The 24068-nt window shown below is 73.8% G+C and carries 22 protein-coding genes; 10 read left to right on the forward strand and 12 right to left on the reverse strand.

The annotated features are described in order from the left end of the window. Positions 1–352 precede the first annotated feature (352 nt). The 6 genes from OG711_RS18235 to OG711_RS18260 all read right to left on the reverse strand — a co-directional run bounded on the left by OG711_RS18235 (position 353) and on the right by OG711_RS18260 (position 7250). On the reverse strand, positions 353–769 hold the full coding sequence (locus OG711_RS18235; RefSeq protein ID WP_073783216.1) for an NUDIX hydrolase: 417 nt from the start codon (positions 767–769) through the stop codon (positions 353–355). After that, positions 766–2010 (reverse strand): CHAD domain-containing protein, encoded by a 1245-nt coding sequence (locus OG711_RS18240; protein ID WP_329559785.1) that lies wholly within the window; start codon positions 2008–2010, stop codon positions 766–768. The genes OG711_RS18235 and OG711_RS18240 overlap by 4 nt, the downstream gene beginning before the upstream one ends. After that, positions 1991–4219: an RNA degradosome polyphosphate kinase gene (locus OG711_RS18245; RefSeq protein ID WP_073783214.1), complete on the reverse strand. Its 2229-nt coding sequence runs from the start codon at positions 4217–4219 to the stop codon at positions 1991–1993. Before OG711_RS18245 ends, OG711_RS18240 begins: the two co-directional genes overlap by 20 nt. Before the next feature lie 591 nt (positions 4220–4810). Beyond that, positions 4811–5857 carry an ABC transporter permease gene (locus OG711_RS18250; protein WP_329559786.1) on the reverse strand — a complete coding sequence of 349 codons (1047 nt, stop codon included), beginning with the start codon at positions 5855–5857 and terminating at the stop codon, positions 4811–4813. Beyond that, positions 5854–6801, reverse strand: coding sequence for an ABC transporter ATP-binding protein (locus OG711_RS18255; RefSeq protein WP_329559787.1), 948 nt, complete (start codon positions 6799–6801; stop codon positions 5854–5856). The genes OG711_RS18250 and OG711_RS18255 overlap by 4 nt, the downstream gene beginning before the upstream one ends. Beyond that, positions 6798–7250, reverse strand: a complete 453-nt coding sequence (locus OG711_RS18260; protein WP_079184248.1) for a GntR family transcriptional regulator — start codon at positions 7248–7250, stop codon at positions 6798–6800. Before OG711_RS18260 ends, OG711_RS18255 begins: the two co-directional genes overlap by 4 nt. A 226-nt stretch (positions 7251–7476) precedes the next feature. Between OG711_RS18260 and OG711_RS18265 the strand changes: the two genes are divergently transcribed. From OG711_RS18265 to OG711_RS18275, 3 genes are read left to right on the forward strand one after another with little or no spacing between them, the layout of a single operon-like run. Further along, a complete protein-coding gene (locus OG711_RS18265; protein WP_329559788.1) occupies positions 7477–8712 on the forward strand; it encodes a S1C family serine protease in 1236 nt (411 codons plus the stop codon). A 55-nt stretch (positions 8713–8767) separates the two neighbouring features. Further along, positions 8768–9505, forward strand: coding sequence for a response regulator transcription factor (locus OG711_RS18270; RefSeq protein ID WP_073783211.1), 738 nt, complete (start codon positions 8768–8770; stop codon positions 9503–9505). Beyond that, positions 9502–10941, forward strand: a complete 1440-nt coding sequence (locus tag OG711_RS18275) for a sensor histidine kinase (protein ID WP_073783209.1) — start codon at positions 9502–9504, stop codon at positions 10939–10941. The genes OG711_RS18270 and OG711_RS18275 overlap by 4 nt, the downstream gene beginning before the upstream one ends. Positions 10942–11459: 518 nt before the next feature. Here the strand turns inward: OG711_RS18275 and OG711_RS18280 are convergent. Then, positions 11460–11792: a hypothetical protein gene (locus OG711_RS18280; RefSeq protein WP_143201165.1), complete on the reverse strand. Its 333-nt coding sequence runs from the start codon at positions 11790–11792 to the stop codon at positions 11460–11462. 127 nt (positions 11793–11919) lie between these two features. Between OG711_RS18280 and OG711_RS18285 the strand changes: the two genes are divergently transcribed. The 4 genes from OG711_RS18285 (at position 11920) to OG711_RS18300 (ending at position 15614) form a co-directional block, all read left to right on the forward strand. Then, the gene (locus OG711_RS18285; protein WP_329559789.1) at positions 11920–12312 is read left to right on the forward strand and encodes a TOBE domain-containing protein; all 393 of its coding nucleotides are present in this window, start codon (positions 11920–11922) and stop codon (positions 12310–12312) included. 51 nt (positions 12313–12363) lie between these two features. Continuing rightward, the gene (gene modA, locus OG711_RS18290) at positions 12364–13146 is read left to right on the forward strand and encodes a molybdate ABC transporter substrate-binding protein (protein WP_329559790.1); all 783 of its coding nucleotides are present in this window, start codon (positions 12364–12366) and stop codon (positions 13144–13146) included. Positions 13147–13204: 58 nt separating this feature from the next. Beyond that, positions 13205–15193 (forward strand): ABC transporter permease, encoded by a 1989-nt coding sequence (locus tag OG711_RS18295; protein WP_329559791.1) that lies wholly within the window; start codon positions 13205–13207, stop codon positions 15191–15193. 148 nt (positions 15194–15341) lie between these two features. Then, a complete protein-coding gene (locus OG711_RS18300) occupies positions 15342–15614 on the forward strand; it encodes a chaplin (RefSeq protein ID WP_073785303.1) in 273 nt (90 codons plus the stop codon). Positions 15615–15695: 81 nt separating this feature from the next. Here OG711_RS18300 and OG711_RS18305 read toward each other — a convergent pair whose 3' ends face one another. The 5 genes from OG711_RS18305 to OG711_RS18325 all read right to left on the reverse strand — a co-directional run bounded on the left by OG711_RS18305 (position 15696) and on the right by OG711_RS18325 (position 19421). Then, positions 15696–16562, reverse strand: a complete 867-nt coding sequence (locus OG711_RS18305; RefSeq protein ID WP_329559792.1) for a tyrosinase family protein — start codon at positions 16560–16562, stop codon at positions 15696–15698. A gap of 17 nt (positions 16563–16579) precedes the next feature. Beyond that, the gene (locus OG711_RS18310; RefSeq protein WP_245876586.1) at positions 16580–17017 is read right to left on the reverse strand and encodes a tyrosinase cofactor; all 438 of its coding nucleotides are present in this window, start codon (positions 17015–17017) and stop codon (positions 16580–16582) included. Between the two features lie 805 nt (positions 17018–17822). After that, positions 17823–18326 carry a DUF5949 family protein gene (locus tag OG711_RS18315; RefSeq protein WP_073783195.1) on the reverse strand — a complete coding sequence of 168 codons (504 nt, stop codon included), beginning with the start codon at positions 18324–18326 and terminating at the stop codon, positions 17823–17825. Between the two features lie 168 nt (positions 18327–18494). Beyond that, positions 18495–18776 carry a hypothetical protein gene (locus OG711_RS18320; RefSeq protein ID WP_073783193.1) on the reverse strand — a complete coding sequence of 94 codons (282 nt, stop codon included), beginning with the start codon at positions 18774–18776 and terminating at the stop codon, positions 18495–18497. 405 nt (positions 18777–19181) lie between these two features. Beyond that, positions 19182–19421, reverse strand: a complete 240-nt coding sequence (locus OG711_RS18325; RefSeq protein WP_073783191.1) for a chaplin — start codon at positions 19419–19421, stop codon at positions 19182–19184. 343 nt (positions 19422–19764) lie between these two features. On the opposite strand from OG711_RS18325, the gene OG711_RS18330 reads away from it, so the two are divergent. From OG711_RS18330 to OG711_RS18340, 3 genes are all read left to right on the forward strand, one after another. Continuing rightward, the gene (locus tag OG711_RS18330) at positions 19765–20994 is read left to right on the forward strand and encodes a DUF3344 domain-containing protein (RefSeq protein ID WP_329559793.1); all 1230 of its coding nucleotides are present in this window, start codon (positions 19765–19767) and stop codon (positions 20992–20994) included. After that, positions 20984–22258 (forward strand): glycosyltransferase, encoded by a 1275-nt coding sequence (locus tag OG711_RS18335; protein ID WP_329559794.1) that lies wholly within the window; start codon positions 20984–20986, stop codon positions 22256–22258. The genes OG711_RS18330 and OG711_RS18335 overlap by 11 nt, the downstream gene beginning before the upstream one ends. A 230-nt stretch (positions 22259–22488) precedes the next feature. Then, positions 22489–23955, forward strand: a complete 1467-nt coding sequence (locus OG711_RS18340) for an exopolysaccharide biosynthesis polyprenyl glycosylphosphotransferase (protein WP_079184390.1) — start codon at positions 22489–22491, stop codon at positions 23953–23955. The last annotated feature ends 113 nt before the right edge of the window (positions 23956–24068 follow it).

A 24068-nucleotide genomic window follows, 5' to 3' on the forward strand; every position in this document is an offset into this window, starting at 1 on the left:
TCTCTGCCCGCAGACTCCGATGCTCTTCAGCAGGGCAAGGGGGACGTCCGACCGAGCGCGTTGGAGCGAGGACGGAGAATCCCGACCGGCACCGACCCGAACAACCGACCGGACGCGCCCCAAAGGGGCGCGGGGAACTGCGCGAAACCACCGAACGACGGCACAGCAACGAAGTACGCCCAGCACAGGAAACCCAGGGGCGCGAGGAACCGCGCACCCCACGAACGACCCGCACAGGGGCAAGCGCGTCCCGCCGGACAGACCTCGGAAGCGCAAGCGAAGGCGACCCGCGGGGAACCGCGCACCCACCGAACGACCGCACAGGAGCAAGCGCGCCCACCCGGGAGACCCGCTACCCGAAAGGCCCCGCGGCGAGCAACGCCTCGACCAGTTCCGCGTCCCGCCCCTGCGAAAGGACCCGTTTCGCCGCGCCCGGCGTGAGCCACAGCAACCGGTCCACCTCGTCGTTCGCGGCGAAGCGGCCCTCCACCGCCTCGGCGGCCCAGTAGGACACGACCTTGGGCCGCCCCTCCACCTCGTACCGGACCGTGGGCAGCACGGCCCCGGGCACGCACCCGTACCCCGTCTCCTCCGCGACCTCCCGGACCGCCCCCGCCAGCGCGTCCTCGCCCCGCTTGAGCTTGCCCTTCGGGTGCGAGAAGTCGTCGTACTTGGGCCGGTGGACGACGCACACCTCGATCCCCCCGCCGGACGGCGCCCGCCGCCACAGCACGCACCCGGCCGCCCTGATCGTCCCGCTCCCGCTCATACCCGTGCCTCCTCACGTACCCAGACGCGCTGGAACGCGTACCGCGCGGCCTCCACCTCGTGCCGCTGGTCCGCGTGCAGCACCCCGAGCGCGTACGCCGTCGCCGGGGTGATCCTCGGGGTCCGCGCCGCCGCGGACGCCGCCGCCGCGGCCTCGGAGGCGTCCCGGTGGCGGTCGAGGGCATGACCGGCCGACAGCAGCCGGGCCCCCTCCCCCGCCCCGTCGGGTACCGCGTCCGGCACGGACCGCAGGACCTCGTCCGCGTACCGGTGCAGCCGCAGCAGCAACCGCACCTGGTGCCAGGGCGCGTCCTGCGGCTGCGGCGCGGGATCGGCGGTGAGCCCGTGCGCGAGGGCCTCCGCGTTGTACGGGTGCCCGGCCCGCAGCAGCGGCAGCGCCCCGACCGCGTCGAGGAGCCGGGCGCCGGCCTCGGCGGCGAGCGGACCCAGTCCGCTGGGCGGTCCCGCGGCGGCCCCGGCCAGGGGCACCTCGCTCGCGAGGAGCGCCACGCTGTCCGCGACCGCGTGGAAGCGGGCGGAACCGAGGGCCTGGAGCGCGGCGGAGTGCGCCCGCGTCCGGGCGAGGTTGAGCTGGCGTTCGAGCAGCGCCCCGGCCTTCGCCGCGCCGAGCGCGAGCGCCCCGGCGGGCTCCACCGACCCGGCCCGCCCACCGGACCCCTGACCTTGGCCCTGGCCAGGAACCGGAGCCGCAGCCGCAGCCGCAGCCGCAGCCGGAACCGGAACCGGAACCGGACCCGGAACAGTCGCCGGAACCTGCGGGGCGGGCGGAACCGGGACCCGGCCCCCGCCCCCTACCGGCACCTGGACCCCACCCTGTACCGGAGCCGGAGCCCCACCCCGTACCTGCACCCCGCCCCGTACCGGCACCGGAACCGGCGTCCCCGACAGCCGGGTCAGCGCCGCCAGGAGCCGTTCCAGCCGGTCACCGTACGCGTGCTCGCGGGCCAGCGTGCCCGACAGCCACGCCAGTTCGGGGCGCAGCGCGTCGGACCACTCCCGGTCGAGCATCGGCCGGAACGTGTGCAGCGTCCCGCTGATCCGGCGGGCGGACCGCCGTAGCCGGGCCGCCGCGTCCGCCGAGGCGGCACCGCCCCCGGCGGGTCCGGCCTCGCGGTGCAGCCGCAGCGAGCGGAGGAAGTCGGTCGCGCGGTCCTGGAGATGGACCGCGAGCACGTCCCCCGCCGAGCAGGGCCCCGTGGGTTCATGGTTTCTTCTTGCCACGCCGGCGCCTCCGGGCGTCAATGAGCATCTCCTGTACGTTGCGCAGGGGCTGGCCGTCCGAGTCGGTGGCGTGCCGGGTCCATTCACCGTCCGGGCCCAGATGCCACGAGCTGGTGGCGTCGGACATCCCGGTCTCCAGGAACCGGTTCAGGGACGCCCGGTGGGCCGGGTCGACCACCCTGACCAGCGCTTCGATCCGGCGGTCGAGGTTGCGGTGCATCATGTCGGCGCTGCCGAACCACACCTCCGGCTCACCGCCGTTGCCGAAGGTGAAGACCCGGGAGTGCTCAAGGAAGCGGCCGAGTACGGACCGTACCCGGATGTTCTCCGACAGTCCCGGTACGCCGGGGCGCACGGCGCATATGCCGCGCACCCACACGTCGACCGGTACGCCCGCCTGGGACGCGCGGTAGAGGGAGTCGATGAGCGCCTCGTCCACCATGGAGTTGACCTTGATGCGGACATAGGCGGGGCGGCCGGCCTTGTGGTGCTGGACCTCCTTGTTGATCCGGGAGATGAGGCCGTCGCGCAGCGACTTGGGGGCGACGAGGAGCCTGCGGTACGTCTCCCGGCGGGAGTAGCCGGACAGCCGGTTGAAGAGGTCGGAGAGGTCCGCGCCGACCTGGGAGTCGGCGGTCAGCAGTCCCAGGTCCTCGTACAGCCGGGCGGTCTTGGGGTGGTAGTTGCCGGTGCCGACGTGCGAGTAGCGGCGCAGGGTGTCGCCCTCCTGGCGGACCACCAGGGACAGCTTGCAGTGGGTCTTCAGCCCGACGAGCCCGTACACCACATGGCAGCCGGACTCCTCCAGCTTGCGGGCCCACTTGATGTTGGCCTGCTCGTCGAAGCGGGCCTTGATCTCGACCAGGACGAGGACCTGTTTGCCGGACTCGGCCGCGTCTATGAGGGCGTCGACGATCGGGGAGTCACCGGAGGTGCGGTACAGGGTCTGCTTGATGGCGAGGACGCCCGGGTCGGCCGCGGCCTGTTCCAGGAACGCCTGGACGGAGGTGGAGAAGCTGTCGTAGGGGTGGTGCAGCAGCACGTCGCGTTCCCGCAGCGCGGCGAATATGTCCGGCGCGGACGCGGACTCGACCTCGGCCAGTTCGCGGTGGGTGCCCGCGATGAACTTCTGGTACTTGAGCTCCGGGCGGTCGAGCGAGGAGATCCCGAACAGCCCGGTCAGGTCCAGCGGGCCGGGCAGCGGGTACACCTCCGCCTCGCTGATCTTCAGCTCGCGCACCAGCAGGTCGAGGACGTACCGGTCGATGGACTCCTCGACCTCCAGCCGCACCGGGGGACCGAAGCGGCGGCGCATGAGTTCCTTCTCCAGGGCCTGGAGAAGGTTCTCCGCGTCGTCCTCCTCGACCTCCAGGTCCTCGTTGCGGGTGAGCCGGAACATATGGTGCTCCAGCACCTCCATGCCCGGGAACAGCTCCTCCAGATGCGCGGCGATGACGTCCTCGATGGGCACGTACCGCGACGGGGACGCCTCCAGGAACCGGGACAGCAGCGGCGGGACCTTGACCCGCGCGAAGTGCCGGTGCCCGCTGACCGGGTTGCGGACGACGACCGCGAGGTTCAGCGACAGACCCGAGATGTACGGGAAGGGGTGCGCGGGGTCCACGGCGAGCGGGGTCAGCACGGGGAAGATCTGGTGCCGGAACAGGGTGAACAGGCGGGCCTGTTCCTTGTCGGTCAGCTCGTCCCAGCGGACCAGGTGGATGTCCTGTTCGGCGAGGGCCGGGGCCACGTCCTCCTGGTAGCAGGCGGCGTGCCGGGCCATGAGCTCCCTGGAGCGCGCCCATATCATCTCCAGCACCTCGCGGGGCTGGAGTCCGGACGCGGACCGGGTGGCGACCCCGGTGGCGATGCGCCGCTTCAGTCCGGCGACCCGGACCATGAAGAACTCGTCCAGGTTGCTGGCGAAGATCGCGAGGAAGTTGGCCCGCTCCAGCAGGGGCGTGGCCGGGTCCTCGGCGAGTTCGAGCACCCGTTCGTTGAACGCGAGCCAGCTGCGCTCCCGGTCCAGGAAGCGGCCCTGGGGGAGTGTGGCGCCCTCGGTGTCGTCCTCGTAGGCGTCGAGGTCGGCGTCTATGTCCGGTTCCAGATCGGAGACCACCGCCGAGACGGTGTGCGGGCGGTGCGCGGCGATCGACCCCACGGAGGGCTGCGCGTGCTGGACCTTGGCCTGGGCGTCTGGCTGACTCATGTCCCCATTCTTCCGCCTCACCGGACGAACAGGCGCGTCGGAGCGCGCGGGCGGGAGCGCGGGTACGGGTCCGGGCGTCCCGTTCACCACCGGACCGGGGGCGGGGGGCTGCATGGGGCGAGCCTCGCAAGGCCGTCTGAATCACCGGTTACGGGGACATGACGCTCAGGAGACAGCGCGAGGCGGCCCCCGGGGGTCCCGGGTGCCCGCGGGCACCCGCCAAGGGGGTCCGCACCCTGCGATACGTACGCCCGTTCGGATTACCCGCGACGCCTCGCGCGTCGGCGCGGACGGTACGGGTACGGGTACGGGTACGGGTACGGGTACGGGTACGGGTACGGGTACGGGTACGGGTACGGGTACGGCGCACCGGTCCGGGTCCGGACACACGTACGGGGCGGGACAACCGCTGTCCCGCCCCGCCCCCCGTTGCGCCTTCCCCCTCCCCGGCGCACCCCCCGCACACCCCCGACACGCCCCGCGGCCCCGTGGGCCTGGTCAGTGGCCCCCGCGAGCCTGGTCAGTGGCTCTCAGCCGGAGTGGCGGGGTGCGCCGGGGTGTCCGGGTGCGCCGGGATTCCGCCCGGGTGCGTCAGGGGGCGACCCGGCGCAGCACGCGGTACGCGGCGAACACCACGACGGCGGTGAGCGCCAGGACCAACCCGGTCTCCACCAGCTGGAGAGGCCAGAAGTGGGTCGGGGGGTGGTACTCGACCCAGCCCCCGGTGACGTTGTTGTCGGCGAGGCACTTCCGGTATTCCGCCTCCTGGTAGTAGCCGCTCGGCATGCAGAAGTCGGACGGCTTGCGGTCCCCGGAGGCGGTGAGCAGCCCGGAGTCCACATCGCTGGAGTGGTTCGGGAGCGTGGCCCCCTGCTTGCCCTGCCACTCCTGGGACACGGTCGGCCAGAGGCTGAACCGCACCTGCTGCGTGGCGCCGAGCACCGCACCCGTGGCCAGCAGCCCGAGGGACATCGCCATCAGCACCCGGCGGACGAGGAGCCCGGCGAGCGCGCCGAGCGCGACGGCGAGCAGCGCGTACGCCGTGAGCGCGGGGCCCAGCGCGCGGAACACGCCGTCCTGGTCCCACATGATCATCAGGTCCCCGTGCGTCTCCCAGACCAGCCGGTAGAGCGCGGTGACGGCGACGGCCGTCCCGGCGGCGACCGCGCCGCCCACGACGAGCCGTGCGGTCAGCCAGGACGCCGGTGACTGCGACTGGGTCCAGGCCATCCGGTACGTACCGGATTCCAGCTCCCGGGCGACGAGCGGTCCGGCCGCGAAGAGCACGGCCAGCACCACGGGCAGGAGCAGCCACATACGGGGCTCGTTGCCGAGCATCCTGTACCAGGAATCGGCCTCGATGTAGCCGTAGGAGTTCCGAAAGCACTCGATGTCGATCCGGATGTCGCCACGTGCGTCACGGCATTCGTCCCGGTCGGAGGCGAACCGCCACCACAGGTACACACCGATCACGAAAGCGGCGGCGAGCGCCACCAGCGCGGCGAGGAACCGCAGACCGCGCCGGTGCAGCCGCAGGACCGTCCGGTACGCGGCGGCGGGGCGGACCTCGCCTGCGGAGCCGTTCGGCGTCCCGTCACCGGCGGCGCGCCCGGCGGGGCTCAGTACGGGGGCGCTCACGCGGCCACCTCCGTACGGTCGCGGCCGGACGGGGACGCGCTCGGGGTGAGCAGCGCCGGGGCGCCCGGCGAGCGCAGATGGGCGAGCAACACATCCTCCAGACTCGGTTCGGTGAGCTCCCAGCCGGGTTCGACCGGGCCTTCGGGGCGGATCAGCGCGGTGACGCCCCGGCCGCTGGCGCGGGACTCCACGACGGTGTGCGCGTCCAGGTCCGCGAGGGTGCCGCGTCCGGTGACATGCGTGTGGGCGGCGACCAGGTCGTCGATGCCGCCGCCGAGCCGGATACTGCCGTCGCTGACGAGCAGCAGGAAGTCGCAGGAGGTGGCCAGCTCGCCGAGGATGTGCGAGGACATCACGACGGTGGTGCCGTGCTCCTCGGCCTCCGCGAGGAGGGTGCCCATGAGCTGGTGGCGGGCGAGCGGGTCGAGGTCGGCCATCGGCTCGTCCAGGAGCAGCAGCTCGGGCCGCTTGCCGAGGGCGAGGGCCAGGGCGACCCGGGTGCGCTGGCCGCCGGAGAGCCTGCCGACGCGGGCCCCGGTGGGCAGGGCGCCGTCCCCGACGATCCGCCGGGCGAGGGACTCGTTCCAGCGGCCGGGGTTCAGCCCGGCGCCCATGCGCAGGGTCTCCCCCACGGTCAGCCCCAGGTACAGCGGCTTCTCCTGGGCGACGTACGCGATCCGCGGGCGGGTCGACCCCGGCTCGGCGCCCAGCACGGACAGGGAGCCCTCGGTGGGGTGGGCGAGCCCGGCGGCGAGCGCGAGCAGGGTGCTCTTGCCCGCGCCGTTCGGGCCGACCATGGCGCAGACCCGGCCCACGGGCAGCCGGAAGCCGCAGCCGCGCAGCGCCCAGCCGTCCCCGCCGTCGACCGCCCGGGAGCGGGTACGCAGGCGGGTGCGGCCGTAGCGCTTGCCCAGGCCGGCCGCCTCGATGGCGGTGTCGGTCATGCGGTGTCCCCCTTGAGAAGCCGTCCCTCGTCGGACGGATCGGTCGGTCGTGATGCCGTCGGCCCGGGGCCGGCGGGGTTCCAGTGCTCGTCCAGGACCGAGGTGAGGAGCGCGGCGGCGTCCTCGCGGTCGAGTCCGGCGGCGCGGGCGCGGTCCGCCCAGGCGGAGAGTTCGGCCCGCAGCGGTGAGTCGGCGGCCGTGGCGCCGAGGGTGCGCTGGACGAAGGTGCCGAGGCCCCGGCGGGCCTCGACCAGTCCCTCGCGCTCCAGTTCCCGGTACGCCTTGAGCACGGTGTTCGGGTTGACGGCCGTGACCTGGACAACCTCGCGGGCGGTGGGCAGCCGGTCGCCCGGTTCGAGCAGTCCGAGCCGCAGGGCCTGTTTGGTCTGCTGGACGATCTGGAGGTAGGTGGCGACGCCGCTGCGCCGGTCGATCCGGTACTCGACCACTTCGGACAACCACCCTTTCACTAATTGAGTAGTGAAAGGGTGGTGCAAGGCGGCCCGGTTCGTCAAGCCGAATCCAGGAACACCCACCTGACCTGCGCGAACACCGACCGCCCCGCCCTGCCGACCCACCCCTGCGCCGCGCCCTTATATCGGGCATACGAGGTTCTGTCGGGCTTCTCAGCTCCTCCTCAGCCCGCTCTCATCCGGGCCGGACACGCTCATGGACATGACGGAGAGCCCCCGCCGCGACGGCGGTCACCCCGAGCGCGACGACATCCAGCGGGACGATCTCCCGCGCGACGACTTCTCCCGCGACGACTTCCCCCGGTACGCCGCACCGGCGGGCCACGCCCCGACCGAAGACACCCCGGTGAGCGGCACCCCAGCAGACGGGGTCGCGGCGGGCGGGGTCCCGGCGGGCGAGTTCGCGGCAGGCGGCACCCCAGCAGGCGGGGTCATGGCGGGCGAGTTCGCGGACCCGGGCGGGCAGCCCCCGGCGGCGCACACGCCGGGCGCGCACCACCCGCCGCCCCCGTACGCGCCGCCCGCGCATCCCGCGCCCCCCGTGATCCCTCCGACGGCACACCGCAGGCGCACCAGGCGCCCCGTCGCGCTGCTGGCGGCGGTGGCGATCGTCGCCGCCGCCGTGGGCGGCGGCACCGCGTACGGCATCCAGGAACTGACGACGGAGGCGTCCGCGAGCGCGCCCGCCGCGGTGAGCCCGGTGTCGGCGGGCAACCGGGGCACGGTCGCCGGGGTCGCCGAGGCGGTCACCCCCAGCACCGTCGAGATCAAGGCGGCGACCGGCGCGGGCGCCTCCACCGGCTCGGGGGTGATCCTCACGTCCGACGGCGAGGTCGTCACCAACAGCCATGTGCTCGGCGGCGCGGACACGGTCCAGGTCACGACCAGCGACCGCAAGAAGTACACCGCCGATGTGATCGGCACCGACAGCAAGAAGGACCTCGCGCTGATCAAGCTGCGCGACGCGTCCGGGCTGAAGGCGGCGACGCTCGGCGACTCGGAGCGGGTCCGGGTCGGCCAGGAGGTCGTCGCGATCGGCTCGCCCGGCGGGCTGACCGGCACGGTGACCAGCGGGATCGTCTCCGCGCTCGACCGCGACGTCACGGTCGCCGCCGAACAGGACCAGCAGGGACAGCAGGGCCGCCAGGGCCAGCAGGGGCAGCCCGGTGACTGGCCCTTCGAGTTCGGGGGCCGTGAGTTCAACGGCGACACCGGCCCGTCCACCACCACGTACCAGGCGATCCAGACCGACGCCTCGCTGAACCCGGGCAACTCCGGCGGCGCGCTCATCGATATGAACGGCGCCGTCATCGGCATCAACTCGGCCATGTACAGCGCGAGTTCCGCCGAGGCGGGCAGTGTGGGCCTCGGCTTCGCCATCCCGGTGAACACCCTGAAGGCGGACCTTTCCGCGCTGCGCGCCGGGGCGGACGGCTGACCGGGCCCGTACGGTACCCCCGAAGCCACCCGTCCTCATCCCGGGAGACCCGCCGATGACCACCGCCCCCGACGGCGACCAGCAGCGCATCCTGATCGTCGACGACGAGCCCGCGGTACGTGAGGCCCTCCGTCGCTCACTCGCCTTCGAGGGGTACGCCACCGAGGTCGCCGTCGATGGGGCGGACGCCCTGGAGAAGGCCGCGGCCACCCGCCCCGACCTGATCATCCTGGACATCCAGATGCCCCGGATGGACGGGCTGACGGCGGCCCGCCGGGTCCGCGCCTCCGGCAGCCTGGTGCCGATCCTGATGCTGACCGCCCGGGACACCGTCGGCGACCGTGTCACCGGCCTCGACGCGGGCGCCGACGACTACCTCGTCAAGCCGTTCGAACTGGACGAGCTGTTCGCGCGGCTGCGGGCCCTGCTGCGGCGCAGCTCGTACGCCGCCACCGCCGGACAGGCCGAGGAGGGCGACATCCTCGCCTTCGGGGACCTCCGGATGGACCTGGCCACCCGTGAGGTGCACCGGGGCGCGCGGCCCGTGGAGCTGACGCGCACCGAGTTCACCCTGCTGGAGATGTTCCTCGCGCACCCCCGCCAGGTCCTCACCCGCGAACAGATCCTCAAGGCGGTGTGGGGCTTCGACTTCGAACCCACCTCCAACTCCCTCGACGTGTACGTGATGTACCTGCGCCGCAAGACCGAGGCGGGCGGCGAACCGCGCCTCGTGCACACCGTGCGGGGCGTGGGCTACGTGCTGCGCCCCGGCGGACCGGACGGCACCCCGTGACCGCTCCCGGCCCGGCGGCCCGCGGCGGGCCCCTGGGCCGGCTGCGGGCCCTGCCGCTGCGCTCCCGGCTCGCGCTGCTGGTGGCCGTGGTGGTGGCGGTCGCGGTCGCGGCGGTCGCCACGGCGAGCTGGTTCGTGGTGCGGGGCGCGCTCGTGGACTCCCTGGACGAGTCGCTGAGCGCGAACCGGCTCACCTCCAACCAGGTCGTGGCGCTCCTCAACGAGAACCGGGAATGCGCACCGCGCATCCCCGCCAAGGACAATGTGTGGTTCGGCGTGACCGTACAGCTCATCGAACCCACCGGGCAGAGCTGCGTGATCATCGGCAACGCCCCGATCGCGCTGAGCGGCACCGACAAGGCGGTCGCCGACGGCACCCTGCACAGCGTGTTCCACGACGCGCGGTCCGTGGACGGCAAGGAGTTCCGGGTCCTGACCTACCGGGTCGACAATCTGCCCTGGGCGGTCTCGGTGGCGCGCCCGTTCAGCGACGTCAACAACACGCTCACGGATCTGACCGTGCTGCTGGTCCTCGCGGCCGGTCTCGGCGCGGTCGGCGCGGGGGCGGCGGGCGCGTGGGTCGCCCGTACCGGGCTGCGGCCCGTCGACCAGCTCACCCGGGCGGTGGAGCACGTGGCCCTCACCGAGGACCTGTCGGTGCGTATCCCGGTCGGCGGGGACGACGAGATCGCCCGGCTCTCCCGCTCGTTCAACGCGATGACGGCGGCCCTCGCCTCCTCCCGGGACCTCCAGCAGCAGCTCATCGCCGACGCGGGGCACGAGCTGCGCACCCCGCTGACCTCGCTGCGCACCAATGTCGAGCTGCTCGTCCGCAGCGAGGAGACCGGGCGGGCGCTGCCCGCCGACGACCGGGCGGCACTGCTCAGTTCCGTCACCGCGCAGATGACGGAGCTCGCCGCGCTCATCGGTGACCTCCAGGAGCTGTCCCGTCCCGACAGCGGCAGCCGGGTCCTGGTGCTGCCGCTGCACGAGCTGACCGAGGCGGCGCTGCGGCGGGCGCGGCTGCGGGGCCCCGAGCTGACGTTCCGCACGGACCTCACCCCCTGGTACGTACGGGGGGAGGCGCCCGCGCTGGAACGGGCGCTCGTCAACATCCTCGACAACGCGGTGAAGTTCAGCCCGCCCGGTGAGCGGGTCGAGGTGTCGCTGCGGGGCGGTGAGCTGACCGTCCGGGACCATGGGCCCGGTATCCCGTCCGAGGAACTCCCGCATGTCTTCGACCGGTTCTGGCGGTCGCCCTCCGCGCGGAGTCTGCCCGGGTCGGGGCTGGGGCTGGCGATCGTGGCCCGTACGGTGCAGCAGTCCGGCGGTACGGTTGCGCTGCGCGCGGCCCCAGGTGGCGGTACGTCCGTAACGGTACGCCTCCCCGGCGCCCCGACCCCACCCCCGGCCCCCCCGTCCGACCCCGACCCCTGACACGGCCGTGCCGGGAGGTCCGTCCGGCGGGGCGGACTTCGTTCCTGTGCCGTCGCTCGTGGGGTTCGCGCAGTTCCCCGCGGGTCGCCTTCGCTTGCGCTTCCCAGGTCTGTCCGGCTGGGCGCACTTCGTTCCTGTGCTGTCGCTCGTGGGGTGCGCAGTTCCCCGCGCCCCTTTGGGGCGCACCCGGCCGGTTCTTCGGGTCGGTGCCGGTCGGGATTCTCCGTCCTCGATCCGACACGCTCGGTACGACGTACCCGTACCCGACTGAAGAGCATCGGAGTCTGCGAGCAGAGATTCCCGCCCACCCCCTCCCGCAGCCGGGCGCCTGCGAGAGGAGGATGGTTCAACCCCAAGGACCTGCACCTGACCGACAGCCTCAAGGAGCGCCCCCAAAGGGGCGCGGGGAACTGCGCACCCACCGAACGACGGCACAGGAACAAGTGGGCTCACCCGGACAGACCTAGGAAGCGCAAGCGAAGGCGACCCGCACAGGAAACCCAGGCCCCCCGGAGGGCTCAGCGGCGCGCGGGTCCCTGACCCGCCGCAATCGCGAAGGCGAGGGCCCCGAACGCCAGGCCCACCCCGCCGGAGGCGTAGAACAACGGGTCCACCCACCACGCGTTGGCGCCCGACACCGACCCGTCCCCGGCCACGCACGACACCTCGGGCGGAAAACTCCCCCGCCGGACGTCGGAGCAGAAGCTGGGCAGATCGTCGTTCACCAGATACGCCTTGACCCAGCTCAGCGTCCACGTGACCAGGAAGACCGCGAGCGATGCCGCGCTGATGACCCACACCGGAGCGGGCCGATCGGGCGTCGGGCGCGAGTACGGCACGGGTCGGGTCATGAGGCCGTAGCGTAGCGGCGCCCCCGCCCCGCGGAACCTGCGGCACAGAGCGAAGAGGCCCGCAGATGCGACGCATATTCCTCCATTAGCTTGCACATGCGCTCCCCTCATCCATATCGTGGCGCACATGCCGTCGTACACCATCGGACAGGCCGCCCGTCTCCTCGGCGTCAGCGCGGACACCGCGCGCCGCTGGGCCGACGCCGGGCGGATCGCCACGCACCGCGACGAGGGCGGGCGCCGACTCGTCGACGGCGTGGACCTCGCCGCGTTCTCCGTCGAACTCGCCCAGGGCGAGGGCGAGAACGACGTCTCCTACACCTCCGCGCGCAACGCGTTCCCCGGCATCGTCACCGCCGTGAAGCTCGGCGACGTGGCCGCGCAGGTGGAGATCCAGGCCGGACCGCACCGGCTGGTCTCCCTGCTCACCCGGGAGGCCGTGGAGGAACTCGGCCTGGATGTGGGTGTGCAGGCCACCGCCCGGGTCAAGTCCACCAATGTGCACATCGACCGGAGCTGACGGGGCTCCCCTGTCCGTCCCGCACCCTCGAAGTCCTCCAAGGAGTCCCCGATGTCCCGCTCCCCGGCCCGCACAGCCGCCACCGCCCTCGCCGCCACCGCGCTCCTCATACCGCTGCTCGCCGCCTGCGGCGACGACGAGGAGAAGAAGGACTCCGGCGCCCAGGACTCCGCGAAGCTCACGGTCCTCGCCGCCGCGTCCCTCACCGATGTCTTCGGCACGGTGAAGGGCGCGTACGAGGACGCCCACCCGGGCACCACCCTCACGTTCTCCTTCGCGGGCTCCCAGGAACTGGCCGCCCAGGTCCGCCAGGGCGCCCCCGCCGACGCGATCGTCACCGCCGACACCAGGACCATGGACGGGCTGAAGGCCGACACGGGCACCCCGTCGGTCATCGCCAGGAACCGGCTCGTCATCGCCACCCGCGAGGGCAACCCCGACAAGGTCGACGGACTGAAGGACCTCGCCGACCCGAAGCTGAAGGTCGTGCTCGCCGCGCCCGAGGTCCCCGTCGGCCGCTACAGCCGCCAGGTGCTCGACGCGCAGAAGATCGATGTCGAGCCGGTGTCCGAGGAGCCCAACGTCCGCGCCGTCCTCAGCAAGGTCGAACTCGGCGAGGCGGACGCCGGAATCGTCTACAAGACCGACGCCGCGACCGCGACGGACAAGGTCGACGCGATCACCGTCCCCGACGACCAGAACGCCATCGCCCAGTACCCGGCGGCCGTCATCAAGGGCGGGAAGAACGTGGCGGCGGCCCAGACGTTCGTGGAATGGCTGTCCACGCCCGCCGCCCAGAAGATCCTCCAGGACGCGGGCTTCCAGAAGCCGTGACCCGCCGCACCGGCGGGGGCACCGCCGCCCCCGCCGCGCCGTCCCCGAGGATCACGCCATGAAGACCCGCCCGGCCCGCGCACCCGGCACCACCCCGCCGGCCCGCCCCCCGCTGGCCCTCGCACTGCCCGCGGCGCTCGCCGTCGCGTTCCTGATGCTGCCCCTGCTCGGCATCCTCGCCCGCACCCCGTGGGGCGACCTCGCGGAGCATCTGACCGCGCCCGGGGCGGTCACCGCGCTGCGTCTGTCGCTGGTCGTCTCCGGCTGGGCCCTCGCCCTCGCCCTGCTGCTCGGGGTGCCGCTGGCCTGGCTGCTGGCCCGCGTCCTGTTCCGCGGCAAGGCGTTCGTGCGGACCCTGGTCCTGCTGCCGATGGTCCTGCCGCCGACCGTCGGCGGCGTCGCGCTGCTCCTCGGCTTCGGACGGCGCGGACTGCTCGGCCCCTGGCTGGAGGACTGGTTCGGGATCACCCTCCCCTTCCACACCGCGGGCGCCGTCGTCGCGGCGGCCTTCGTCTCGATGCCGTTCCTGGTCATCAGCCTGGAAGGCACGCTCGCCGCGCTCAGCACCCGCTACGAGGAGGCCGCGGCGTCCCTCGGCGCGAGCCCGTTCCGGGTGTTCCGTACGGTGACGCTGCCGATGGTCGCCCCCGGACTCGCCGCGGGCGCCGCCCTGACCTGGGCCCGCGCGCTGGGTGAGTTCGGCGCGACGATCACCTTCGCGGGCAACCTCCCCGGCACCACCCAGACCCTCCCCCTGCATGTGTACCTGCTGCTCCAGGACGACCCGGAGGCGGCGACCTCGGTCTCCCTGCTGCTGCTCGCCATCGCCATGGCCGTCCTGATCGCCCTCCGCGGCCGCTGGACGACGACCCCGGCCACCGCCGCACCCCGCGCCGACCGCGACCCGGCCCCCGAACCACGAACGGCACCCGAACCCGGCCCCTCCGCACCGGACCCGGCGCAGGACCCCGCACCCCTACCCGACTCCGTACCCGCCGACCGCGCGCCCCGGGCCACCGCCCTCGACGCCCGGCTCACCGGATTCACCGAGCTCGCCCTCACCGCCGAGGGCGGCACCACCCTCGCGGTCGTCGGTCCCAACGGCGCCGGGAAGACGACCCTGCTGCGCGCCCTGCTCGGGCTGCCCACCCGTTCCCACGCCGCCCTCCGGCTCGGCGCCACCGACCTCACCGACGCGCCGCCGCACCGGCGCTCCACCGCCTGGGTCCCCCAGTCACCGGCCCTGTTCCCGCATCTCACCGCCCTCGCCAACACCGCGTACGGGCCGCGCGCCCAGGGCGTCCCGCGCGCCGAGGCGCGGGCCGCGGCCCAGCACTGGCTCGACCGGCTCGAGGTGGGCCATCTCGCCGGACGCCGCCCCGGCCAGCTCTCCGGCGGCCAGGCCGGGCGGGTGGCACTGGCCCGCGCGCTCGCCGCCCGCCCCCGGCTGCTGCTGCTCGACGAACCCCTCGCCGCCCTCGACCAGACGACCCGCGCCCGGGTCCGCACCACCCTGCGCCGCCATCTGGACGACTTCGACGGCGTCTGTCTGATCGTCACCCACGACCCGGTGGAGGCCGTGTCGCTCGCGGACCGGGTCCTCGTCCTGGAGGACGGCCGTACCGTGCAGGACGCCCCGCCCGCCGAGGTGAGCCGCCATCCGCGCTCCCCGTGGGTGGCCCGGATGCTCGGGCACAACGCCTGGGCCGGCACGGCCACCGCCGACGGGCTGCGCACCCCGGACGGCACCCTCGTCATCGCCGCCGAACCCCTGCCCCCCGGCGCCGGGGCCCTCGCGGTGATCGCCCCGGAGGCGGTGTCCCTGCACCGGGACCGCCCCACCGGCAGCCCCCGCAACGTCTGGTCCGGCACGGTCGGCGAACTCACCGCCGTGGGAAGCAGACTGCGGGTCCTCGTCACCTCCGCCACCGCCCCCGACCTGGTCGCGGAGATCACCCCCGGGGCCGCCGCCGATCTCGGGCTGCGCGAGGGCTCGGAGGTCTTCACCAGCGTCAAGGCCACCGAGGTCGTCCTCGTCCTCGTCTGACGGCCCCGCCACCCGCTCGGCGCTCTTCCCCTGCCCAAGGGCCCACAAACCGTGACCCGGGCCGCCTCCCGACGTTGAAGGGGGAGTGCGGACGCCGTCCCTCGGCGCCGCACACGAACCACAGCACAACCAACTGAAGGAGTACGTGATGTCTCGCATCGCGAAGGCAGCCGTCCTGGCCGTCGGCACGGGCGCCGTCATGCTCGGCGGCGCCGGCATGGCCGCCGCCAGCTCGGGCGCGGAGGCCGCGGCCATCGGCTCGCCGGGCGTCCTGTCCGGCAACATCGTCCAGGTCCCGGTGCACATCCCGGTCAACGTCTGCGGCAACACCATCGACGTCGTCGGCATCCTGAACCCCGCGTTCGGCAACGCCTGCGTCAACGGCAGCGCCCCCCAGGCCCAGTCCGGCTACGGCGCCTGATTCCCCCGCGTACGGCACCCCGGTCGTACGAGCGCCCCCGTCAGCGGCCTTCACCTGCTGACGGGGGTTTCGCGTACCGGCTCACCGGTACCGGTAGATGCGGCTGTGGTCATCCATGGCCGCGGGTGTCTCGTCCCACGGCGTCATCCGCTCATGCCGGGCGACCACCCGGCCCCGCTGGACCGACCCGATCCCCGGCGGCTCCGCGGGCTGGTACGCCCCGTCCGGCCGGGACGCCCGCCACCGGGACCACAGCAGATCCACGAACGAGTGGTGCAGCCAGAACACCGGGTCGTTCACCGACGCCCCGCCGAGCATCGTCCCGCCGACCCAGCGGTGCACCCGGTTGTGGTTGCGCCAGCGGTCGTCCCCGGTACGCGCCGAGGTCCAGCCCTCCAGCGTGTTGCGGAACCCGGACGTGACGGTGGAGTTCCACGGCGCCACGTCGTACGCCGACTGCTCCATGGCGTACGCGAGCTCCTCCTTCGACGGCAGCGGGAACGGCCGCGAGGGGCGGCCCAGGTCCCGGGCGAGATGGTCGTCGTCCGTGGTGTTCTCCCGCACCACCCAGCCGTTGGCCCGCGCGAACGGGCCGCTCTCCACCCGCCGGTCGGGCCCGTGCCCGGTCCCGCCGAGCAGGTCGTCGGTCCAGGGGAGCGCGCGGGGCGAACGGTCCTTCGTCCAGTCCCAGTACGGGACGGTGACCCCGGGCACCTCCCGCTGGAGCGCGCGCTCGAACTCCAGCAGGAACCGGCGGTGCCACGGCAGGAACGACGGCGCCATGTGCGCGACCCGGCGGTCGCCCTCGCCGTCGGCGACGTAGTGCTCGATGTGCAGCCGGACGAACTCGTCGTAACGGCCCCGGCGTTTCATCGCGAGGACGGCGTCCACGAAACGTTTGCGCTCCGCGCGGGTGAGCGCGGTGACGTTCTTGCGGGTGTGCGCCATGGGTCCCCTCCCCCGGCTCAGACGTTCCGCGCGCCGGTGCCGGGCGCGAGACGGGCGGGGCCCAGCTCGTCCACGGCGGCGCGGGCCGCGGCGAGGGGGGTCGGGTACGAGACGTAGTGGTCGACCACGCTCAGATAACTGCCGTCGGCCCGGCGCATCAGCGGCAGGGGCCGCCCGTCGATGGTGACCCGCGGCCCGCCGGACCCGTGGTGCCCCACCGGGCGGGTCCGGGCGGCGGTCGGTGTCCCGGGGCCCCGCCCCTCGATCCGGCGGCCCCGGTAGGTCTCCTCGAACAGGAGCTCGGCGGGGGCGCGGGGCGCGCGGGGGCGGTGGGGTTCGCGGGTCGCGGCGAGGAGGGGGGCGAGGGCGGTGGCGGTGGTGGTCGCCACGGCCGCGGTGAACAGGGTGCGCAGCAGGGTCCTGCGGGTGCGGTGTGCGGTGATCGTCCCGGGCACCGGGCACCTCCCTTCCATACGGTCGTACTTTCCCTACCTCAACGTCCGTTCCCCCCAGAGGTCACCCTCCCCCACCCACTCCCCCATCCAGCCCAAACCCCGCCTACGCCCGCGCCCCCGGGTTACCTGTACCTGGCGCTTGTCCCTGTGCGGGTCGCCTCCGCCCGCGCCCCCAAGGTTCCCCACCCGAACGCACTTGTCCCCGTGCAGGTACGTCCGGGGGTGCGCAGTTCCCCGCGCCCCTGGATGCTGCCTCTTGCGGTCGCTCTTCGGCTGCGGGCCGGCCCTCGTCTTCGCGCAGTTCCCCGCGCCCCTTTGGGGCGCCCCTTGCGGTAGCCGTTCGGCCGCGGATGGTCCGTGGTTGCTCGCGCAGTTCCCCGCGCCCCTTTGGGGGCGCCCTTCTGAGGCTGTTCTCTGTCTGCGGGGACGGGGTTGGACCATCCTCCTCGTGCAGTCGCATGGCTGCGGGAGGGGGTGGGCGGGAATCTCTGCCCGCAGACTCCGATGCTCTTCAGTCGGGCAAGAGGGACGTCCGACCGAGCGCGTTGGAGCGAGGACGGAGAATCCCGACCGGCACCGACCCGAAGAACAAGCCGGGAGCGCCCCAAAGGGGCGCGGGGAACTGCGCAAAAGACGAGGGCGGCCCCGCACCCGACGAACGACCGCAAGGGGGCAGCATCCAGGGGCGCGGGGAACTGCGCACCCACCGAGCGACGGCACAGGAACGAGTGCGCCGACCCGGACAGACCTGGGAAGCGCAAGCGAAGGCGACCCGCAGGGAAGAACCGCGCACCCGAACGGAGCTTCAGCTCCGCAGGCTCCGCGCCGGCAGCAGACAGTGCGCGGCAGTCGCCAACACCCCCTCGTCCCCCGCGAAAGCGGACAGCGTCCGCTCCGTCATCTCGACCCCGGGAGTCCCCTCGGGCCAAGGCACCGTCGCGAAGAGGAAGTACGCGTGCCCCCGCTCCTCCACCGCCGCGAGCCACTCCCGCGGCACCACGCACTGCGCGTTCAGATGAGGCATGTTGACGACGGCCTGCCCCGCCTCGACCAGCAGGGTCAGCGGAAAACTGGGCCGGGTCCGCGCGTCGATGACGGGCCCGCCGGGGGGCAGCCCGGTGTTCTCCAGCAGCCGGCGCACCGCGGCCGAGGTGCCCTCCGCGCCACCGGGCCCGTCACCGAGGGAGTAGGCGAGGAGGAAGGCGAGGTCCCCCCGTTCGTCGGGGTGCTCGCCGCTCCAGGCCATGACGGCGAGGGTGCCCAGCTCAGCGGGGTGGAGGGGGCGCTTGTCAGTGGGGGTTGAGGTCACCCCGGCACCGTAGCGACATATGAGGATGACCCGGATATTCGTGTCACTCGTCCGAGGGACACGCGTACGGGGATCACACGTTGGGGGTCGCGCGCGTGGCGTGCGACGAGCGCGGGTGGGGTCCGCGCGCCGGTCCCCTCACGCACCGCCGCGCGCGGACCGCGGTGGCTACTTGCCGACGGGGAGCCCGCCGAGCAGCGGACCGGTCTGGGCGCCGCCCGCGTTCAGCTGGTCGGTGGTCTCGTTGAGGCCGTACAGGAGGGAGCCCTTCCGCTCCGTGTCGATCGCGTTGGAGTGCAGCGGCTGCGCGTCGAGCGTCTGCTGCGTGGTGAGGGTGTCCAGCGCGCCGTTCAGGCTGGTGGGCGTGAGGTCGGAGGCGAACGCCGGTGCGGCGGCACCGGCCAGGGCGAAGGACCCGGCAACGAGAGCGGCGGCCTTGAGGGGCTTCATCGTGTTCCTTTCTTCGGCGGCCCGGGGGCCGCCAGTGGGAATGCGTCCTACCGCGTGGACTAACGACCTCCGGCCGTGCCGGAAACCGCCGGAGAGCGAATTGCACACAACCCCCACCCGAAGGTGTTTCCCCACCATTCACCCGAGGCAGGGCAGGACCCGTTCCGATGGTTTTATATGAAAAATAGAGCGAGAGAAGGACCTTTTCTCACGAATACATGAGCGCAATCCGATCACCCGTACGGAATTCCACCAGGAAGCCCGTCGAAGAGCCCGGAAATCGCCCGCACCGGCCGCCGCCGGAGGAACTCCGGAGCCCTGCAATTGCGCCGCCAGGACATCCGTACAAACGAACGAGCCGCCCGGCCCCGGAAGGGGGCGGGCGGCTCGCGGAAAGGTCGGACCTCAGTCGTTCACGCAGACGTTGCCGAACGCGGGGTTGAGGATGCCGATGACGTCGATGGTGTTGCCGCAGACGTTCACGGGGATGTGGACCGGGACCTGGACGACGTTGCCCGAGAGCACACCGGGGGAGCCCACGGCCGCGCCCTGGGCCCCGGCGTCGGCGGCGGCGACGCCCGCGGCGCCCGCGACAGCGGCGGCGGCGACGGTGGACAGGACGAGAGCCTTCGCGGTACGCGACATGGAAGTAATGCTCCTAGATCGTTGGGTGACGCACCAGGCGAGGATGCCCGGCCCATGGACCAACGTCCGACCCTCCGGCGGGTTCCGCATCCGAAAGGGTGATCTCTCGGCGCTCCCGCTCAACAACACCCGCGAGAGTGCCGAACGAAATCGCGGATACCCATTAATCCGACACACAGACTTCCGCGGTATCAGCAGCAAATAAGCTCGGCGGTTAGAGTGGCTTCCCTCCCCACGGACGGCCGAATCGGCGGTGGGGAGTCCCGCTTCGTCGATGTGTGATGGTCATACTGCCTTCCGACGGGTTCAGGATCTTTACATCCCCGAAAGGGCAATGCCGGTCATGCGCAATTCCTTCGCCCCGGTCCTCAGACGGCTGCTGCCGCCGCGTACCACGGTGTGTGTCCTTTCGCTCTGCGCGGTGGCGGCGGGCGGCTTCGTCCAGGCCCCGCCCGTCCACGGGGCGGACCCCGACGACGGCAGGCCGGGCGGCGTCGTCGCCCCCGCGCTCCCCGCCGGGGTACCCGACGCACGGCCCGCCGCTCCCCCGCGCATCGCGCCGTACGCCTCGGAGGCGGCGAGCGTGCCGTTCGCCCAGCGGTTCCACGCCGTGCAGCACGGCGGCATCACCCGGGCCGCCAACACGTCGATCACCTGCCGCGGACCCGCGCCCACCCCGTCCGCCGTGTCCTGCGCCGACGCGCGGGACGGACGCGCCGCGGCCAACGACGACTTCGACATGTTCTACACCGACGTCGACTCCGACCCGAACACCTACAACTCCAGCCGCGGCGAACTGCGCGCGCCCGCCGGGGCGAAGGTCTCGTACGCGCGGCTGTACTGGGGCGGCAATCTGCTGGTGGGTGAGCAGAAGCCGGCCCGGGACAACGGGCGGGTGCTCGTCGCCGAGCCGGGCGGCTCGTACAAGGAGGTCCTCGCGGACAGTGTCGTCGGGCACCGGATCGCGGGCGGCGCGGACGCCTTCCAGGCCTCCGCGGACGTCACCGGCCTGGTGCGCTCCGGCGGCACGGGACTGTGGACGGTCGCCCAGGTCAATGTGGCCATGGGGCACTCGCAGGCGGGCGCGTGGGGCGGCTGGACGCTGGTCGTGGCGTACGAGCGGGCGAGCGAGCCGCTGCGGCAGCTCAGCCTGTGGGACGGCTTCCAGTACCTGGGCGAGAGCCCGAACGACGCGGCGCTGCGGCTCGACGGCGCCGCCGCCCCGGCGGGGGCCCGCGGCCAGGCCGGGTTCGTCGTCTACAACGGCGACACCGGCACCAGCGGCGACGCGCTGACCCTCTCCGTCGGCAGGCGCGCCGCGGCCACCCTGTCCGGCCCCGGCAACCCGGCCGGTGACCTCTTCAACTCCACCGTCACCGAGCCCGGCACCTCGCAGCCCCGCCGCGACCCCGCCCACACCGGCACCCTCGGGTACGACTCCGACGTGCTGGAGCTCGGCGAGGCGGTCGCCGACGGCGGCGGGCGGCTCGATCTGCGGCTGACCGCCGAACGGGACGCCGCCTGGGCGGGGGTCCTGTTCCTCGCGGTCGAGACCGACACCGATGCCGAGTAACCCGTCCCCGACGGGCCGGCCGGACACCCGCGCCGAAGCGGCGCGGGCCGCGCGGCCGCCACGGCCCGGCCGCGCCCCGGCCGACGCGCCGCCCCGGGTGCTGCACGTCGTGCAGCCCGTGACGGGCGGGGTGCCCCGGGTGGTGCTGGACCTGATCCAGCAGCACCTCACGGCCCCCGACGCGCCGCGCCTCCTCGTCGCCTGCCCCGAACAGGGGCCGCTCGCCGGATGGGTGACCGCCGCGGGCGCCGACTGGCTGCGCTGGGACGCCACCCGCTCCCCCGGCACCGCGCTGCCCTCCGAGATCCGCGCACTGGCCCGGCTGATCGCCCGCACCCGTCCCGGACTCGTCCACGCGCACAGCGCCAAGGCCGGACTCGCCGCCCGGCTCGCGCTGCGGGGCCGGGTACCGACCGTGTTCCAGCCGCACGCCTGGTCGTTCGAGGCCGTCGAGGGGACCGCCGCCCGGCTCGCCCGCCGCTGGGAGGTCGGCGCGGCACGCTGGGCCTCGCGGATCGTGTGCGTCAGCGAGGCGGAACGCGCCACGGGCGAGGCCGCCGGGGTACGCGGCCACTGGACGGTCGTCCCCAACGGCGTGGACACCGACCGGTTCCGGCCGGAGCCCCCCGCGCACGACGTACTGCCCCGCGCGCGCCGCGCCCCCCACGACGCGCCGCCCGCGCTCGCCGGGACCGACCCGCGCGCCCCCCTCGTCGTGTGCGTCGCCCGGCTCTGCCGCCAGAAGGGGCAGGACGTGCTGCTGCGGGCCTGGTCCGAGGTCGTACGACGGGTCCCCGGGGCGCGGCTGGCCCTCGTGGGTGACGGGCCGGACGGGGAACGGCTGCGCGCCGGCTCACCCGAAGGGGTGATCTTCGCCGGGGCCGCCGAGGACCCCGCCCCCTGGTACCGGGCCGCCGACCTCGTCGTCCTCCCGTCCCGGTGGGAGGGGATGGCGCTGGCCCCGCTGGAGGCGATGGCGTGCGGGCGGCCCGTGCTGCTGACCGATGTCGCCGGGGCGCGCGAGAGCCTCGCGCCCGGCCATCGCGCGTACTGTCTCGTGCCTCCCGGGGATCCCGCCGCGCTGGCACGCGCGGCGGCCGGGCTGCTGCTGGACGCCCCCCGGCGGGCGGCACTCGGCGCACAGGGCCGTCGGCACGTCCTCACCACCCACGATGTGCGGCAGTCCGCGCGGGCCGTCGCGGCCGTGTACCGCGACATCCTCGGCGCGGAGCGCCCCAAGTGCAGGGAGTCCACCACCTCGTGACCGCGGAAAGCACCGTTCCTCCGCCCGTGGGACAGCCGCGCGCGGGACGCAGCGGCTCCACCGTTCCCGGGTCCGGGCTGCCCGGCACCCCCCGGCCGGCCGGACCGGCGCGCACCGCGGGCGGGGTCCGCACCGCCACGTCCACGCGCCCCGGCGGCGCCGCGCGCGCCGGGACCCTCCGGCCGTCGCCCACCGTCCGGGCCGCCGGCACCGCCCGGCTCGCCCCGCCGGTGACCGCGCGCCCGTCCGGCGCCCTCTCTCCGCTGCCGCCCCGGCCGCTGTCCGGCGCGGGCGCGCCCCCGGCGGGCCGGACGGCCGCGCCGCGTCCGCGCCGGGACCTGCCGGTGCTCGCGGTGGACGGCACGGCGGGGCTGCTCGCCGTGCTCGCGCTCGGCGCCCCGCAGCGGCATCCGCTGATCCTGGCGGTGCTGACCGTCGGCGTCGGCGGCTGGCACGCGCGGGCCGCGCTGCGCCGCCGTACGGTGACCGCGCCCGACGCGCTGGACGAACTGCCCGCGCTGTGCGGGCGGGTCATGGTGGCGTGGGCGCTGCTCGGCGCGGTCCTGGGGGCGCTCTCCCCGGCCTTCGCGCTGTCTCCGCGCGCGCTCGCCCTGGGGTGCGCGGCGCAGGTGCTCACCTCGTGCGCGGGGCGCGGGATCGTGTACGCGCGCCGCCGCGGACGCCTGACGCGCCGGCCCCACGCCACGCTGGTCGTCGGACCGGCGGGCCCGGCCCGGCTGGTCGCGGCGGCCCTGCTGCGGCATCCCGGCTGCGGGGTCCGCCCGGTCGGCGTCGTCACCGACCCGGACATCCCCGCCGACCCGGCCCCGGCCGCGGACCTCCCCGTCCCGCCCGGCCCGGTGCTGCCGACGCTGACCACCACCGACGAGGTACGGCGCGCCCTTGTGCAGAACGGCGTACGTGAGGTGCTCGTCGTCGGCGCGGACACCTGCCGCGTACAGGCCCCGCTGCTGCGCACCCTCGGCAAACTGGGCTGCGGACTGTGGCGGATCGACCCCGACACCGCCGGGTTCCGCCCGGCGAACGGCTTCCCGGGCGCGGGCGCACCCCGGCTCGCGGGCTTCGCGTACACGGCGCTCCTCGCGCCCCGCACCCGCCGCACCCACCCCGGCAAACGGGCCCTGGACGTGGTCGTGTCGGGTGCCTTGCTGCTGCTCGGCGCCCCGGTGCTGCTGCTGTGCGCGACGGTGATCCGGATCGTCGACGGACCCGGGGTGGTGTTCCGCCAGGAACGCGTCGGCAAGGGCGGACGCCGGTTCACCCTGCTCAAGTTCCGTACCCTGCGCCCCGCCGACCCCCAGGAGGCGGCCACCCTCTGGAGTGTCGCCGACGACAGCCGGGTCAACGCCTTCTGCCGCTTCCTGCGCCGGACCTCGCTGGACGAGCTGCCGCAGCTGTGGAACGTCTTCCGCGGGGACATGTCGCTGGTCGGACCGCGCCCCGAACGCCCGTACTTCGTGGCGCAGTTCAGCCGGACGTACGACGGATACCGGTCACGGCACCGGATGGAGACCGGCATCACCGGGCTCGCGCAGGTCCAGGGGCTGCGCGGCGACACGTCCATCGAGGACCGGGCCCGCTTCGACAACGCGTACATCGACACCTGGTCGCTGTGGCAGGACATCCGCATCCTGCTGCGGACGGCCGCCCTCCTCGTCCGTCCCACAGGAAGCTGACCCGGTGCCCGACTCCCTCCCGGCCACCGGCCGTCCCCCGCGGACGGCCGGTGGCCCGCCCGGGGCACCCGCCGCCACCGGGACCGCGCCGGCGGCCCGACCGCTCGCCGCGG

This window comes from Streptomyces uncialis, assembly GCF_036250755.1.
GTDB classification, from domain to species: Bacteria; Actinomycetota; Actinomycetes; order Streptomycetales; family Streptomycetaceae; genus Streptomyces; species Streptomyces uncialis.